Raw genomic sequence first — 15,199 nt, forward strand, 5'->3', positions numbered from 1 at the left:
GCGCCTGCCCGGGGTCGCCGACCGCCTCGACGGCCAGCGCCGCAGAGCATACTGCTCATTCCGACCGGAACCGCCGCTGCGGCAGGACGGCAACGCCTTCACGCAGGCGACCTCAGTGAGCCTGACCTGTCCGGGCAGCAACCGACGGCGCGACTGCCGCAGGCACCAGATCGGGGCAAAACACGCGCCGTTGTTGCCGCCTGCAGGCCGCCAGCAGCCCACGATGCACCGAACGCGGGCGCCCCCGACACAGCCGGAAGGCACAACCCAACAATCGGGTCGGACTTTGTTGCCGGCGCGCTGGTCACGCCCTTGTCATCGGCCTAAGATGAATGCAAGACGGCTGCCTGCGTTGTAGCGCAAGCGGCCGATGGGGGATTTCCTCTAGCTGGTCAACGGAGGCGCATATGGAAAAGAAACTGCACCTGCTCGAAAGCTTTCACGCCCGCGGCAGCGACGGCAAGGACTACATGGTCCACTGCTACGAACATCTGGCGCTGGTCGAGACGCTGTCGGCGACACCCGATCAATGGGAGCCGACCGGACAGATCGAATACAAGCTTGCAGACGGCCATCTGGTGCATGTCGATCAGAACGACCAGATGACGATCGCCGATTCCGACATCAGGCTCGAGCGGTCGAAGTCGGCGGCCTGACGCACGCGCTCAATTCTGCTCGGGCTCGATCTGCAGCGCTTCGAGAAACCGCGACACCATGTTGTAGGCAGCGATCGTTGCTGTGAGTTCAACCAGTTCGCGGTCGCTGAAGTGCGCGCGCACGATATCGAAGACCGGCTGCGCGACCTGCACGTGAAGCGTCATCTCCTCGGTGTAGGCGAGCACATGCCGCTCCTTCGGCGTGAACAGCGACGAATTGCGCCAGTTCTTCAACGCATCGAGCTTGGCCTGCGGTACACCTTCGGCCAGCGCCACCGGCGCATGCTGGAAGAATTCGTACGGTGCGCGGTTCAGGATCGCCACCAGCAGGATCACCAGCTCGCGCAACCCGCCGTCGACGATGCCACCGGTGCGGATCGAGCCGAGGTAGGTATTCCAGCCCTTCGCGATCGGCGCGCTGTGCAACAGCTGCCGGTCGAGGTTGAGCAGCGTGCCGCCGCGCCGCTCTTGCACGGCGCGCACCAGTTCGGCATCGACGCCAGGCGTCTCGGCATCCACAAAAGGCAGTCTGGCCATCGGTTCGGGTCCTCGGGGGTGGGCAACGATCGCTGCGACCGCCGCGGGTGACAGATCTGCGGCGTTCAGCGCTGCAGCAGGTCGGCGATCGCGGTGCCGACCTCGACGGTATTCGCCTTGCCACCAAGATCACCGGTGCGCGGGCCGCGGGCCAGCACCTCCTCGATCGCCTTCAGGATCGCATCGTGGGCATCGCGGTGGCCAAGAAAATCGAGCATCAGCGCAGCCGACCAGATCATCGCAACCGGATTGGCGATCCCCTTGCCGTAGATGTCCGGTGCCGAGCCGTGGACAGGTTCGAACAGCGACGGGAACTTGCGCTCCGGGTTCAGGTTGGCCGACGGCGCGAGGCCGATCGTTCCGGTGGTTGCCGGGCCGAGGTCGCTGAGGATGTCTCCGAACAGGTTGGTCGCGACGACGACGTCGAAACGATCGGGCTGCAGCACGAAACGTGCGCTGAGGATGTCGATGTGCTGCTTGTCGGTCTTGACGTCGGGATAGTCGGCGGCGACGGCATCTGCGCGGCCATCCCACCACGGCATGCTGATCGCGATGCCGTTGCTTTTCGTCGCGACGGTCAGGTGCTTGCGCTGGCGTGAACGGGCCAGCTCGAACGCATATTTCAGCACCCGGTCGGCACCGAATTTCGAGAATACCGATTCCTGGATCACGAATTCGCGGTCGGTGCCCGGATACATCACGCCGCCGAGGTTCGTATATTCGCCCTCGGTATTTTCGCGGACCAGCATGTAGTCGATGTCACCGGCCTTGCGGCCGGCCAGCGGGCACGGCACGCCTTCGAACAATCGCACCGGCCGCAGGTTGATGTACTGGTCGAACTCGCGGCGGAACTTCAGCAGCGAACCCCACAGCGAGATGTGATCGGCGACGATTGCCGGCCAGCCGACCGCACCGAACAGGATCGCCTCGCAGTCCAGCAGCTGGGCCTTCCAGTCGTCGGGCATCATCTGCCCGTTCGCTTCGTAGTAGTCGCAGCTGGCCCAGTCGATCTGTTTCAGATCGAGGCCGATGCCGAATCGTTTGCCGATCACCTCGAGCACGCGCAGTGCTTCGGGCATCACTTCCTTGCCGATACCGTCTCCGGGTATCACGGCGATCTTGCGGGTCTTGCTCATGGGTTGAATCCTCGGTGCGACGTTGCGCCCGCCATTGTGCGGCGAAATGCGCCGCCTGCCCCGCGGCAGGCTCAACCGGAGAAACCGCGCAGCCGCATCGCCATCACCAGCTGGTTGCGCAGCGCCTTCAGCAAGGTCAGTTCGTTTTCGTTGACCGTCAGGCTGTTCGGCTCGCTGCGGTCGCCATAGATCACGCCAATCACCCGATCACCGAGCGCCAGCGGCAACAGCACAAAACACGGCGCCTTCACATGCTGCGTGAACCACGCCGGCAGGCGTTTCGCGATCACCGGGTCGGTGGTGTCGGAGATCAGCGTGTCGGCCTGCTTGCTGCACAGCAGACCGAACAGATCGGCTGGCGGCTGCATCGGAATGCGGAACAATGGCGCCATCCGCTCGGCCTTGTCACCGACACCGTGGCGGCCCACGAGGTCGGTCGATCCGCTGTCGCCGAGACAGACGATGACGCGCTGCAGGTGCATCGAATCGCGCAACAGGTCCATCACCAGCCGCATCACCTCGGGCAGCGGATCATCGGACATCGCACGCTGGCTCAGCGTACCGAGCGCGGTACTCAGCGCAACGGCGACGGCCGGATCGCTGCGCCGCGGCATCGGCGCGCGCCGCGCTGCCGCCGCGGCAGCTGCCGACTGGCCGGGTGCGCTGCGGGCGCTCTCGCCAGCGGCAGCCTGCTTGTTGCCGCGCGCCGGCGCTTTTTCCTTGCGTGGCTGCAGCTTCGCAAAACCAAGCACCAATGCGAGGTCGCCCCATTGCGCGCGTGCCCGTTCGACCATCGCCGGCAGTTCCGCCTCGTCGAGGTTCAGCGCAATCGCATAACGGCGGCCGAATTCCTGCAGGCAGGCCTCCAGTGCCGGCGCCTCTTCGACCGTCTCGAGCTCGGCTGCCAGCCGGTTCGCGGCGGTGCAGACGACGCGCAGATAGTCGTCCTTGCTGACCGCGACCTCGGGATCGGCCGGTTCCAGCCTGCGCAGCGTCTGCTGCAACGTATCCGGCCAGCCCCAGGTGCGCGCCACCTCGACCGCCAGATCGTCGTACGACAGGCCGAGCACCTTGCGCGATGCGAGCTGCAAGGATTCATGACTTGGTTCTTCGCCAGCGGCAACGACGGCCTCGATCTCTTCGCCCTCGGCCGGAAAATGCATCCATGCGAGCATCGTGCCGAGGTTCTGGAACAGTGCGCTGACATAGGCGCTTTCCTCCAGCCTGCGAACCGGGCAGAACTGGTTGGCGAGCATCGCGGCCATCAGCGCACGCGAAAATTCCTTGCGCACGCGCTCGCCGTGCGGCCCCTTCGGCAGCTTGTCGAACAGCGTCAGCGAACTGGCGAGCATCGCGACCGGCGCAAAACCCATCAGCGAGACCGCGCGTGCCAGGCTGTCGATGCTGCCGCCGCCGACCGAGCTGTAGAACGCGGTATTGATCATCCGCAGCAGCTTGTTGCTCAGTGCGACATCGCCGAGCACCTGCTCGGTCAGCGCGCGCAGATGGGCCGATTCGGACCGCGCAACGCTCTGGATGCTGCGGATCGAATCGCGCAGCGACGGGAAATCGGCGTTCTGCTGCATCCGTTGCAGCAGCCGTTGCAACTGCGCCTCGCGTTCGGCAGCCTCGTCGGCCGCAGCTTGCGCAGCCAGCTGCTCCGGGGTCAGCTCGGCGACCGGCGCCGCGGCGGCCGGATCGGCGCCGGCGGCTTCGGGCGACACGGGCGTGGCAATGGCGAGGGTCTCCATCGCGTCGATTCTCGTCCGGACCGGCTGCAGCCAGCACCGGAAAAGATGGGTGAATTCAGGCCTTAGTCGGCTGATCCGCCGGCCGGGTATCCGGAGCTGGCCAGGGCTTTCGAGCGGATCAGGCCCTCCTGCGCCGCCGATGCGATCAGCTGGCCGTCACGGCTGAAGATGCTGCCTCTGGAGAAGCCGCGCCCGCCGCCGGCAAACGGCGACTCGGTCCGATACAGCAGCCACTCGTCGAAGCGGAAGTCGCGGTGGAACCACATCGCATGGTCGAGGCTCGCGACCTGCATGTCGGGCTCGAAAAAGCTGCGCCCGTGCGGTTGCAGCGCCGGCCGCAGCAGGCCGAAATCCGACGCATAGGCAAGCATCGCCTGGTGCAGCACCGGATCGTCCGGCAACTGGCCGACCGCGCGCATCCAGCTGTCGAATTGTGGTGGCAGCGGCCCCGGCGTCAACGGATCGTGGTCGAGCAACGGGCGGATCTCGATCGCCGGCTCGATGTCGAGGCGCGCGCGCAGCCGTTCCGGCAGGCGATCGCGAACCCGCGCCCAGATCTGGTGCTGGCTCGCCAGGCCGTCCGGACCGGGCAGGTCGGGCCGCTCGACCTGGTGCTCGAGCCCGACCTCGCGCTGATGGAATGATGCGGCGAAATTGAAGATCGCCTTGCCGTGCTGGATCGCGACGACGCGGCGCGTCGTGAAACTGCCGCCGTCGCGGATGCAGTCGACGTCGTAGACGATGCGCGCGGACTTGTCGCCCGGGCGCAGGAAATAGGCGTGCAGCGAATGCACGCTGCGCGAGGGATCGACGGTGCTGGCCGCGGCCATCAGCGCCTGGCCGAGTACCTGGCCACCAAAAACCCGCGCGTTGCCGATGTCTGCGCTGATACCCCGAAACAGCTTGTCCTCGAGCTGCTCGACGCGCAGCAGTTCGACCAGTTCATTCAATGCGTTGACCATCGGCCGATGATCTCACGGGAGCGCCGCAACGCCACTTACAACAATGTCTGGAACAACCAGATAGCCGTGGCCCACATCATCAGCGCGACCAGCCCATCGAGCGCCCGCCACAGCAGCAGCGAGTCGAGACGACGGCCGAGCCAGAGGGCTGCCACGCCGAGCACGCCAAACCACAGCACCGACCCGGCAGCCGCGCCGGCACCGAAGACACTGCTGCCCTGCCCATGCGCCAGCGATGCGGTACCGATCAGCACCGCGGTATCGAGCCAGGCATGCGGATTGAGCCAGGAAAACGCCAGCGCCGACAGCACCGCCTGGCGGCGCGTCATCAAGCTGCGCACCCTTCCGCCGGCCGGACTGTCCGCCTCGATCGGGATGGCGGCGCGATCAGGGCGCAAGAAGCGGCGGAAGGCCTGCCAGCCATAGACCAGCAGGAACAGCATGCCGGCGCCGATCAACGCGCCCTGCAGCTTGTCCGACAGGCCGCCGAGCTGCGCCAGCCCGAGCACGCCGATCGCGATCAGCACGATGTCGGACAACATGCAGACCGTGACCGTCAGCCAAAGGTGCTGGCGCGTCAGGCCCATCCGCAACACATGCGCATTCTGCGGGCCGATCGCGACGATCAGCGACAGGCTGAGCGCCATGCCGGCGGCAAAAACGGGAAACGAGAGGGTCATCAAAAACTCTGCTGGAAAAGGCGGCCCGTGCCGATCGACGGAACGTTGCAGTGTCGCCGCGAACCCGCTGGGCTTGAAGATCGTTCAATTAAACTTCGAACGCTTCAATCAGACTCAATCAATCTGACGATGCTCGACGCCCGCCACCTCGAAACCCTCGCCGCCGTCGTCGAGCATGGCAGCTTCGGTGCGGCCGCGGCATCGCTGTCGTTGTCACTGGCCGCCGTGTCGCTGCGCATCAAGGCGCTCGAGGAGCAACTCGGCCAGCGGCTGCTGGTGCGCGGCAAGATCATCCGCACGACACCCGCCGGGCAGGCGCTGCTGGCCCATGCCAAGCAGCTGCAGATGATGGAGAACGACCTGCTCGCCGGCCTGCGCGGCGGGGTTTCCGGGCGGCGCGGCACGGCATGGCAGAGCCTGTCGGTCGCCGTCAATGCCGATTCGGTCAGCGGCTGGTTTCTGCCCGGCATCGCACCGATCCTGCGTCGGCACCGGCTTCTGCTGGAAGTGATCATCGACGACCAGGATCACACCCACGACGCGCTGAAAAACGGCGAGGTGATCGGCTGCGTGACGACCCTGGCCGAGGCGATGCACGGCTGCGTCGCCGAACCGCTCGGCGTGATGCGCTACCGCTGCGTCGCCGCGCCCGCGGTGGCCGAGCGCTGCCGCACGCGCGGCGGTGCGCCGTCCGCACACCGCCTGCTCGCCGAGCCCGCAGTCATCTTCAACCGCAAGGACGCGTTGCAGGACATCTTTCTCGAGCAGCATTTCGGCCTGCGCAAGCCGAACTATCCGCGCCATTTCGTGCCGGCGGTCGACGCGTTCGAGGCGGCGATCGAGCACGGCCTTGGCTGGGGAATGATTCCCGAGCAGCACCTCGAGATGCGGCCGGGGCTGGTCGACATCCTGCCCGGCGCGGTCGTCGATGTCAGCCTGTACTGGCAGCACTGGACACGCGAGCCGCCATCGGCGCAGCGGCTGACCGCGGCGGTGCGCGAGGCGGCCGCGACGCTGCGGCCGATGCCGCCTCAGCCGCGCAGGTGACAGGCGACCAGATGGCCGTCGGATGACTGCTTCAGCTGCGGCGTCTCGCGATCACACAGGCCCTTCTGCGCGATCGGGCAACGGGTATGGAAATGGCAGCCCGGCGGTGGATGGATCGGGCTCGGCACATCACCCTGCAGGCGCACGCGGCTGCGCTGCACGCGCGGATCCGGAATCGGCACCGCCGACAGCAGCGCCTCGGTATACGGGTGCAGCGGCTTGGTATACAGCTCGTTGGCCGCAGCGATCTCGACGATGCGGCCGAGGTACATCACCGCGACACGGTCGCTGGTATGTTCAACCACCGACAGGTCGTGCGCAATGAAGATGTAGGTCAGGTCGAACTGCTCCTGCAGATCCTCGAGCAGGTTGATGACCTGGGCCTGGATCGACACGTCGAGCGCCGATACCGCCTCGTCGCAGACAACGAGTTTCGGATTGACCGCAAGCGCCCGCGCGATGCCGATGCGCTGCCGCTGGCCGCCGGAAAATTCATGCGGATAACGCCGCATCTGGTCGGCCGACAGGCCCACCGTCTCGAGCAGCTGCGCGACGCGCTCCTCGATTTCGCGCGCATTGGCCGCGAGCTTGTGGATCACCAGCCCCTCGCCGACGATCGCGCCGACCGTCATCCGCGGATTCAGGCTCGCGAACGGATCCTGGAAGATGATCTGCATCTCGCGCGCCAGCGCGCGCATCTCGTCGCGGCCGGCGCCGGTCACGCTGCGCCCGGCAAAGCGCACTTCGCCGGAGGTCGGTTCGATCAGGCGCAGGATGCAGCGTCCGGTCGTGCTCTTGCCGCAACCCGACTCGCCGACCAGGCCCAGCGTCTCGCCGGCCTTCAGGTCGAAACTGACGCCGTCGACCGCGTGCACCTTGTCGACGGTGCGGCGCAGCAAGCCACCCTTGATCGGGAAATGCTTGACGAGGTTTTTCACCTCGAGCAGTTTTTCCTTGCCGAAGGCTGCAGACGCCTGCACCGGCTTGATATCGACGGCGCTCACGGCGTGATCTCCAGAATGCAGGCCACCCGGTGGCCGGGCGCGACCTCGCGCAGCGGCGGTGTTGCGGTGGTGCACGCCGGCTGCACATAGCGGCAGCGCGACGCGAAACGGCAGCCTTCGCGCGGCTCGACCAGTTTCGGCACCGTGCCGGGAATCGCCTCCAGGCGCTGCTTGTGGGTCGCCGCGGTATCGATGCGCGGAATCGAGCGGATCAGGCCCTGGGTATAAGGATGGCGCGGATTCGCGAACAGATCGGCCACCGGCGCTTCCTCGACGACCTTGCCGGCATACATCACGACGACCCGCTGCGCGACCTCGGCGACGACGCCCATCGCATGGGTGATCAGCATCACCGCCATCCCGAGTTCGCTTTTCAGTTCGGCCAGCAGGTCCAGGATCTGCGCCTGGATCGTCACGTCGAGCGCGGTCGTCGGCTCATCTGCGATCAGCAGCTTCGGATTGCAGGCCAGCGCGATCGCGATCATCACGCGCTGCCGCATGCCGCCGGAAAACTGGTGCGGATAGTCGTGAACGCGGCGCGCGGCGGTCGGAATGCGAACCCGGTCCAGCATCTCGACGGCACGGGCAATCGCCGCCTTGCGCGACAGCCCCTCGTGCAGCCGCAGGCTTTCGGCAATCTGCTCGCCAACGCTGTAGACCGGGTTCAGGCTGGTCATCGGCTCCTGGAAGATGATCGCGATCTCCTTCGCGCGGACCCGCCGCATCTCCTGGTCACCCATCGGCACCAGGTCGCGGCCCTGCCACAACACCTGGCCGGCAACGATCTTGCCCGGCGGCATGTCGATCAGCTTCAGCACGGTCTTGGCGGTGACGCTTTTGCCGCAACCGGACTCGCCGACGACGCCGAGCGTCTCGCCGGCATCGATCGCCATGTCGACACCATCGACCGCATGCAACCAGCCGTCGTCGGTCTTGAAATGGGTTTTCAGTCCCTTGATTTCCAGCAACGCCATTTCAGAGATCCATTGGGCGACGCACAGGCCCGCGTTGAAGGTCCGTGGGTGGGGCTTCAGCCCCGATTTGCAGAATGGGCAGCAGCCCGATTCGGGGCTGAAGCCCCTCCGACAGGGTCTGCATCGGCAGAAGTCTCATAACACTCGCCGCGGATCGAGCGCATCGCGCAGCCCGTCACCGACAAAATTGATCGTCAGCACCGTGATGAAGATCGCCAGCCCCGGGAACAGCGCCCAGTGCATCGCGATGTCCATGTAGTCGCGCCCGTCGTAGAGGATGCGGCCCCAGGTCGGGATGTCGGGCGGGAAGCCGAGACCGAGGAACGAGAGCGTGCTCTCGGCAATGATCGCCGCGGCGACGTCGATCGTCGCGGCGACGATCACCGGCCCCAGGCTGTTCGGCAGGATGTGGCGCGCAACCTGGCGCGTCGTCGTCGCGCCGAGTGCACGCGCGGCCTCGACGAATTCCTTCTCGCGCAGGCTGAAGAATTGCGCACGTACCAGCCGCGCCACCGGCATCCAGCGGAAGCCGCCGATCACCAGCACGATCAGCAGGAAGATGCCGACCTCGAGTCCGAATGCCGCCTTCAGCGTATCGCGGAACAGGAAGATCAGCAGCAGCAGCAGCGGCAGCTGCGGCAGGCTCAGGAACAGGTCGGTGACCCACATCAGCGCGGTGTCGACCCAGCCGCGCGAGATGCCGGCCAAGGCACCGATCAGCACGCCGACGATGATCGCCATCAGCATTGCCGCAAGACCGACCGCCAGCGAGATGCGGCCGCCGTACAGCACCCGCGCGAGGATGTCGCGGCCGAGATCGTCGGTGCCGAGCGGATGTTTGGCGCTCGGCCCCGCGAGGCGGGCCTGGAAATCGATCTCGTTGATGCCGACCTTGTAGAAGAGCGGGCCAAGCAGCACCGCCAGCACCATCAGGCCAAGCACCCACAGGCTCCAGTAGGCGAGCCGATGGCGGCGGAAGCGCCGCCAGGCTTCGGCCCACGGCGAGACGCTGGCTACGGTCTTGCCGAGCTCAGTTGTAGGTGATGCGGGGGTCGAGCCAGCCATACAGCACGTCGGCAATGAGGTTGAAAAGAATCACCAGGACACTGAACACGAAGGTCACGGCCATGATCACCGGCGTGTCGTTGCGCAGGATCGCGTCGATCAGCAGCGAGCCGATTCCCGGTATCCGGAAGATCTGCTCGGTGACGATCGCGCCGCCGAATACCGCCGGCATCTGCAGCGCAACCAGCGTGACGACCGGGATCAGCGCATTGCGCACGACGTGTTTCATCACCACCGCGCGTTCGGCCAGACCCTTGCTGCGCGCGGTCGTCACATAGTCGAGGCGAATCACGTCGAGCACCGCCGATCGCACATAACGCATCCAGCTCGCGGCCTGGAACAGGCCGAGCACCGCGACCGGCATGATCGACTGACGGATATGTTCCCACCACCAGCGCCAGCCTGTTTCGCTGATGTCGGCTCGGAAAACGAACGGCAGCCAGCCGAGGTAGATCGAGAAGAACAGGATGAACAACACGCCGGTGAAGAAGGTCGGCAGCGAGAAGCCGATGAAGGCAAGCGTGCTGGCGATGCGGTCGAACCACGAATACGGCTTGACCGCCGCGAGGATGCCGACCGGCAGCGCAACCAGCAGCGCGAGCACCTGCGACGCGCCGATCACGACAATCGTCACCGGCAACCGCTGCATGATCAGTTCGTCGACGTCGATGCGGCTGACGAACGAGAAGCCCCAGTTGCCCTGGAACATGCTGGTCAGCCAGTGCAGGTAGCGTTGCCAGATCGGATCGTCGAGGCCGAACTGCGCGCGCAGCGCCATGCGCACCTCGGGTGGGACGCTCGGGTTTTGCGCGATGTCCTCGAACGGGTCACCCGGCGCGAGTGCGAGCACCGTGAACAGGATCACGCTGATGCCGAACAGGCTCGGCAGCGCGATCAGGATCCGGCGCAGGATATATTGGCCCAAGGTCGATGCCTAGTTGGGTGGAAGAAAGGGGCGAGCGAGCCAGGCGGCCAGGCCGCCCAGGCTCACGGGCGCAACGACGTCTTGCTCAGGCCTCGCGGTACCAGTGCGGCAGCGCCCACATGTCGTTGTCCCAGCCGGACAACGGCGCCGACAGCTTGGTCACGGCGGCCGATGCGCGCGGCCGATAGACGACCGGAATCACATAGCCGTCGCCGCAGACGAGATCGTTCATCTTGATGAACAGTGCTGCCCGCTTGACCGGATCGAGCTCGACCTGCGCGGCCTTGTGCGCGGCGTCGTATTCATCGTTGCGCCAGCGTGTCAGGTTGCGGCTCGCCCACTTGTTCGCCTTCTGCGCAAACTCCCATGAGCAGTGCTGCTCCATGAAGTACTGCGGGTCGGGCTGCGTCATCGTCGTCGTGTACATCTGCATGTCGGTCCAGAACTTCTGGTAGGTATCCGGATTGGCGAAATCGCCACCGAAATACACCGCTGCCGTCACGCTCTTCAGTTCGAGGTCGATGCCCGCCTTCGTGCAGGCGTCCTTGACGATGGCCTGGGTCTTCTGGCGCGGCTGATTCACCGAGGTCTGGTAGACGAACTTCAGCTTGGTGTTGCCCTTCGCACGGATGCCGTCAGGCCCCTTCTTCCAGCCGGCCGCCTCGAGAATCTGGTTCGCCTTGTCGACGTTGAATTCGAACTTCAGGTTGTTGCTCTTGAACTTCTCGGGGTTGTTCAGGAAGTTGGCGGTCGCGATGCCGGTACGGCCGTAGATGAATTCCTGCACGCCCTTGCGGTCGACCAGCAGCCCCATCGCCTCGCGCACCGCCTTGTCCTGGAACGCCGGGTGGCGGCTCTTCGCACTGCCGCGTTCGCCGTCGACCTCGTTCCACGGATCGGCATAGTTCAGCGAGATGAATTCGATGTTGCCGCCGGCGACGATCGTGACCTTGCCCTTCTTCGCATCCTCGAGCCGCTTCAGGATCTCGTCCTCGACCTGCAGGTTCCAGGCATAGTCGTATTCGGCGGTCTGCAGCACCGCACGGGCGGCGCTGATCGCGTCGCCACCACCCTTCATCTCGATCGCATCGAAATACGGCCGGTTCGGCTGGTGGTAGTTCGCGTAGGCCTCGCCGCGCAACATGTCGCCCGGCTTGAAATCGAGGAACTTGTACGGCCCGGTGCCGACCGGCTTGATATTGGCCGGGTTGTCGCGGGACTTGGCGCCGATATATTCGGCAAACAGGTGCTGCGGCAGGATCATGCCGACGGTGCCGACCAGCGGCTCGGCCCAGAACGGCGTCGGCTTGGCGAAAACGACCCGCACCGTGTGCGAGTCGACCTTCTCGACCTTGATGTCGCGGTAGGTGCCCACCGTCACTGTCGACGTCGCCGGATCGCCGGCATATTTGGCGGTGAAGACGACGTCGTCGGCGGTGAACGGCTTGCCGTCGTGCCAGGTCACGCCCTGCTTGAGTTTCCAGGTCACGGTCTTGCCGTCGGCCGACAGGCCGCCGTTGGCACGTGTCGGCACCTCGGTCGCGAGCACCGGCACCAGGTTGCCGTCGGCATCCCAGGCAGCCAGCGGCTCGTAGAAGATGCGCGAGCCTTCCTGGTCCTTGGTGCCGCCGGCGAAGTGCGGATTCAGGTGAACCGGGCCCTGCCACCACAGCAGCTTCAGCGTGCCGCCGCCGCCTTTTTTCGTCGGCTTGTAGGGAATCGCGGTCTGCGCCTGCGCGATGCCCGAATGCATCAGCATCATCGACGCCATCGGCGCGGTCAGCCCGAGCGCGACCATGCGCTGAATGAATCCGCGGCGCGGCAATTTGCCTTCGCGTACCTCTTCGATCAGTTGCCGAAGATCACGTTCTTCCATGCTGTCCTCCAACGGCCGGCCATCCGGCGAGATGTATGGGTACCGCACGAACCTGGTGCGGCGGGTGCGGCAAATGGTAGCCATCCGCCGGCATTCCGATATCCGGGTCCGCCCGGGATTTGGCTCTCTGGCGGCTAGGGACAAACGAGCATCGCAAGGATCGGGCCCGGACCATCAAGCGCGGCCGCGGCGCCTTCACCAGTTCAGCGGATCGACGCGGAAATAGGCCGCGAGCTCGTCGTAAAGCATCGGATGTTCGGCGGCCAGCGGGCCCGGCCGCTCGAAGAAGACCTCGCTGGCGACGGCGAAGAATTCGGCCGGCTCGGTCGCGGCATAGGCGTCGAGCAGCGCCGGCTGGCCGAGCGCCGCACGCTTGCGCAGTTCGGCAAATTCGCGGTTCATCACCGCCGACCAGCGGGCATGCCGCGCACGCGATGGCAGCGGCGGTGCACCGTTTGCGGATCCGGTCAGCTGATCGAGTTGGTGCGCAAATTCGTGGATCACGACGTTGTGGCCGTCGTCCGGGTCGGCGGCGCCGGCGAGGCAGTCCGGCCACGACAGGATGATCTGGCCGCGCGACCACGATTCGCCGAGCAGCACGCGCCGCTGCTCGCTGACCAGACCTGCGCCGAGGCCCTCGGCGCGTTCGACGATGAACGCCGCCGGATAAACCAGCACCTGCCGGCAGTTTGCAAACAGGTCGGCCGATCGCCGGTTCAGCTGCAGCAGGCAGGCCTGGGCCGCAATCGTCACCCGCACCTCGTCGTCGATCGCCTGACCGGCACAACCGATGAATGCCTTTTCGGCGATGAAGGCCTGGATCAGTGCACGCAACTGGCGCTGCAGATCGGCCGGCAGGCGCCGGTACAGCGGTACCCGGCGGCGCAGGATGGCGCGCCAGGCGGCCGGGAACGGCTGGCCGGCGAGCCGCGCGCGGCGGCGCCGCTGCCGCCACGGTTGCGACCAGATCCACCAGGCAAGCGCCAGCGCCGCCGCGCAGATCAGCACAATGGGCAGGGGGGACACGATGGCAGACGGGTTCATCGGCGATCCGGTTCGCGGCAGCAAAGGCCCTCCTGCCCGGCCGCCGGTGACAGCGGCATCTGGCAGATGTGGCCGGCCGGCCCACTTTCAACGGCTGCGGTTATCGTTCGCTTGCGCCATCATTGCCCCAGATGCCCCAATCGCTGCGCAATACCCTGCTGTCGATCCGTGACCTGCTGGTCACCGCCGGACCGTTCATCGCACTCGCGGTCGGACTGCTCGTTGTCGCCTACTGGTTCCTCGATCCGACGCCGCCGAAACACGTCGTGCTCGCAACCGGCGCCGACCAGGGCGCCTATTCCGAATTCGGCAAGCGTTACCAGACGCTGCTGAAGCAGCACGGCATCCGCGTCGAATTGCGGACGACGCAGGGCGCAGCGGAAAACCTCGCACTGCTGAACGATCCCGAATCCGGCGTCGACCTGGCCTTCATCCAGGGCGGCACCGACGAGCCACGGCGGCGCAGCGAAGACGATGCCGACGACCGGCTGGTGTCGCTCGGCAGCCTGTTCTACGAACCGGTCTGGTTGTTCTACCGTGAAGACAGCGCGCGCCGGCTGCTTGGCGGCGGCAGCGCCAGCGATGCACCAAGTCTCGCCAACCTGCACCAGTTGCAGGGCTGGCGCGTCAACATCGGTGCGCCGGGCAGCGGCGTGCCGCAGCTGATGGACACCTTGCTCGATGCGCATGCGATTGCACCGCAGTCGCTGACGCTGCTGCGTCAACCCCAGACGCCGGCGGTGATGAGCCTGCTCGCGGGCGAATCGGACGCCCTTGTCTTTGCATCGGCGCCGGAGTCGCTGATGGTGCAGATGCTGCTGAAGACGCCGGGCATCCGGCTGATGGATTTTGCACAGGCCGAGGCCTATTCGCGGCGCTTTCCGTTCCTCAGCACCGTCGTGCTGCCGCGCGGGGTCGTCGATCTGGCGCTCGACCAGCCGCCGGCCGATGTGCGGCTGGTCGCGCCGACGGCCACGCTGCTGGCCCGCAATACCGTGCACCCGGCGCTGATCCAGCTCTTCGTGCAGGCGGCGACGACGATCCACAGCGAGTCGGGCTGGTTCTCGCGCAAGGGCGATTTTCCGAAGGCCGGCAGCACCGAGCGACCGTTGGCGGCCGAGGCCGAACGTTTCTACCGCAATGGTCCGCCATTCCTGCAGCGCTACCTGCCGTTCTGGACCGCCAACCTGATCGACCGGATGTGGGTCGTGCTGGTGTCGATCATCGCGATCCTGATCCCGTTGTCGCGCATCGTGCCGCCGCTGTACCAGTTCCGCATCCGCTCGCGGGTGTTCCGCTGGTATGGACAGCTGCAGACGCTGGAAAACGAGATCGGCCAGCGGCCTGCGCAGCAGCTCGTCGACGAACTCGACGCGATTGCCGAACGCGTCGCCAATGTCCATGTGCCGCTCAGTTATGCCGACGAGCTGTATGCGCTGCGCGGCCACATCGCGATGGTCAGGCGCAAGGCGGCAGCGGCGGAAGAGCCGCAACCCGGCTGAGTCGATGGCAATCGCCGCCACCTTCCCTTCAGCCGCACCG

General features: G+C 66.0%; 14 protein-coding genes. 3 read left to right on the top strand and 11 right to left on the bottom strand.

What is annotated here, in order from left to right; genetic code table 11:
* The first annotated feature begins 407 nt into the window (after positions 1 to 407).
* Entirely contained in the window at positions 408 to 656 is a 249-nt protein-coding gene (locus ACNH6H_RS05565; RefSeq protein ID WP_418316324.1) for a hypothetical protein, read from the top strand.
* Positions 657 to 665: 9 nt separating this feature from the next.
* Here the strand turns inward: ACNH6H_RS05565 and ACNH6H_RS05570 are convergent, their stop codons facing one another.
* The 5 genes from ACNH6H_RS05570 to ACNH6H_RS05590 form a co-directional block, all read right to left on the bottom strand.
* Positions 666 to 1,193 carry a carboxymuconolactone decarboxylase family protein gene (locus tag ACNH6H_RS05570; RefSeq protein WP_418316325.1) on the bottom strand — a complete coding sequence of 176 codons (528 nt, stop codon included), beginning with the start codon at positions 1,191 to 1,193 and terminating at the stop codon, positions 666 to 668.
* A gap of 65 nt (positions 1,194 to 1,258) precedes the next feature.
* The gene (locus ACNH6H_RS05575; protein WP_418316327.1) at positions 1,259 to 2,329 is read right to left on the bottom strand and encodes a tartrate dehydrogenase; all 1,071 of its coding nucleotides are present in this window, start codon (positions 2,327 to 2,329) and stop codon (positions 1,259 to 1,261) included.
* A 71-nt stretch (positions 2,330 to 2,400) separates the two neighbouring features.
* Entirely contained in the window at positions 2,401 to 4,080 is a 1,680-nt protein-coding gene (locus ACNH6H_RS05580; RefSeq protein ID WP_418316329.1) for an HDOD domain-containing protein, read from the bottom strand.
* Positions 4,081 to 4,142: 62 nt separating this feature from the next.
* Entirely contained in the window at positions 4,143 to 5,042 is a 900-nt protein-coding gene (locus ACNH6H_RS05585) for an acyl-CoA thioesterase (RefSeq protein WP_418316331.1), read from the bottom strand.
* A 35-nt stretch (positions 5,043 to 5,077) separates the two neighbouring features.
* Entirely contained in the window at positions 5,078 to 5,722 is a 645-nt protein-coding gene (locus tag ACNH6H_RS05590) for a LysE/ArgO family amino acid transporter (protein ID WP_418316332.1), read from the bottom strand.
* 129 nt (positions 5,723 to 5,851) lie between these two features.
* Between ACNH6H_RS05590 and argP the strand changes: the two genes are divergently transcribed.
* Positions 5,852 to 6,769, top strand: coding sequence for an HTH-type transcriptional regulator ArgP (gene argP, locus ACNH6H_RS05595; RefSeq protein WP_418316334.1), 918 nt, complete (start codon positions 5,852 to 5,854; stop codon positions 6,767 to 6,769).
* Here the strand turns inward: argP and ACNH6H_RS05600 are convergent.
* The 6 genes from ACNH6H_RS05600 to ACNH6H_RS05625 all read right to left on the bottom strand — a co-directional run bounded on the left by ACNH6H_RS05600 (position 6,754) and on the right by ACNH6H_RS05625 (position 13,639).
* A complete protein-coding gene (locus ACNH6H_RS05600) occupies positions 6,754 to 7,773 on the bottom strand; it encodes an ABC transporter ATP-binding protein (RefSeq protein WP_418316336.1) in 1,020 nt (339 codons plus the stop codon). The two genes, argP and ACNH6H_RS05600, sit on opposite strands and share 16 nt — an antisense overlap.
* Positions 7,770 to 8,747, bottom strand: coding sequence for an ABC transporter ATP-binding protein (locus ACNH6H_RS05605; RefSeq protein ID WP_418316337.1), 978 nt, complete (start codon positions 8,745 to 8,747; stop codon positions 7,770 to 7,772). The genes ACNH6H_RS05600 and ACNH6H_RS05605 overlap by 4 nt, the downstream gene beginning before the upstream one ends.
* 135 nt (positions 8,748 to 8,882) lie before the next feature.
* Positions 8,883 to 9,812 (bottom strand): ABC transporter permease, encoded by a 930-nt coding sequence (locus ACNH6H_RS05610; protein ID WP_418316338.1) that lies wholly within the window; start codon positions 9,810 to 9,812, stop codon positions 8,883 to 8,885.
* Entirely contained in the window at positions 9,778 to 10,737 is a 960-nt protein-coding gene (locus tag ACNH6H_RS05615; protein WP_418316340.1) for an ABC transporter permease, read from the bottom strand. Before ACNH6H_RS05615 ends, ACNH6H_RS05610 begins: the two co-directional genes overlap by 35 nt.
* Positions 10,738 to 10,822: 85 nt before the next feature.
* Positions 10,823 to 12,613 (bottom strand): peptide ABC transporter substrate-binding protein, encoded by a 1,791-nt coding sequence (locus ACNH6H_RS05620; protein WP_418316342.1) that lies wholly within the window; start codon positions 12,611 to 12,613, stop codon positions 10,823 to 10,825.
* A 195-nt stretch (positions 12,614 to 12,808) separates the two neighbouring features.
* Positions 12,809 to 13,639: a zinc-dependent peptidase gene (locus ACNH6H_RS05625; protein WP_418316343.1), complete on the bottom strand. Its 831-nt coding sequence runs from the start codon at positions 13,637 to 13,639 to the stop codon at positions 12,809 to 12,811.
* 149 nt (positions 13,640 to 13,788) lie between these two features.
* Here ACNH6H_RS05625 and ACNH6H_RS05630 point away from each other — a divergent pair, with 149 nt between their 5' ends.
* Positions 13,789 to 15,159: a TAXI family TRAP transporter solute-binding subunit gene (locus tag ACNH6H_RS05630; protein WP_418316345.1), complete on the top strand. Its 1,371-nt coding sequence runs from the start codon at positions 13,789 to 13,791 to the stop codon at positions 15,157 to 15,159.
* Positions 15,160 to 15,199 lie beyond the last annotated feature (40 nt).

Origin of the sequence: Pseudideonella sakaiensis, assembly GCF_048320135.1 — a bacterium.
Classification (GTDB): Bacteria; Pseudomonadota; Gammaproteobacteria; order Burkholderiales; family Burkholderiaceae_C; genus Ideonella_A; species Ideonella_A sakaiensis_A.